Here is a 459-nt window from a genome sequence, read left to right as displayed (position 1 = left end):
TCAACTTCAGCAAGTACAAGCGAATCAGCTTCCGCAAGTACGAGTGAGTCAGCATCAGCAAGTACGAGCGAATCAACTTCAGCAAGTGCGAGTGAGTCAGCCTCGACAAGTACAAGCGAGTCTGCTTCAGGAAGTTCCAGTGAATCAGCATCTGCAAGCACGAGTGAGTCTGCTTCAGGAAGTTCCAGTGAATCAGCATCTGCAAGCACGAGTGAGTCAGCTTCAACAAGTACGAGTGAATCGGCATCGACAAGTACAAGTAAATCAGGATCCACAAGTGCAAGTGAATCAGCATCCGCAAGTACAAGCGAGTCAGGATCCACAAGCACAAGTGAGTCAGGGTCTGCAAGTGCGAGCGAGTCAGCCTCGACAAGTACGAGCGAATCGGCTTCCGCAAGTACAAGCGAATCAACTTCAGCAAGTACAAGCGAATCAGCTTCCGCAAGTACGAGTGAGTCA

1 protein-coding gene is annotated in these 459 nt (G+C 49.9%); it reads right to left on the bottom strand.

Annotated elements, in window-relative coordinates; genetic code table 11:
- On the bottom strand, positions 1 to 459 hold a 459-nt coding region (locus tag FD20_RS13740; protein WP_235807792.1), incomplete at both ends, for an MSCRAMM family adhesin SdrC.

This window comes from Liquorilactobacillus uvarum DSM 19971, from assembly GCF_001434935.1.
Lineage (GTDB): Bacteria > Bacillota > Bacilli > Lactobacillales > Lactobacillaceae > Liquorilactobacillus > Liquorilactobacillus uvarum.
The sequence above is the reverse complement of the archived record's forward strand: the minus strand, read 5'-3'. Positions and strand labels throughout refer to the sequence as shown.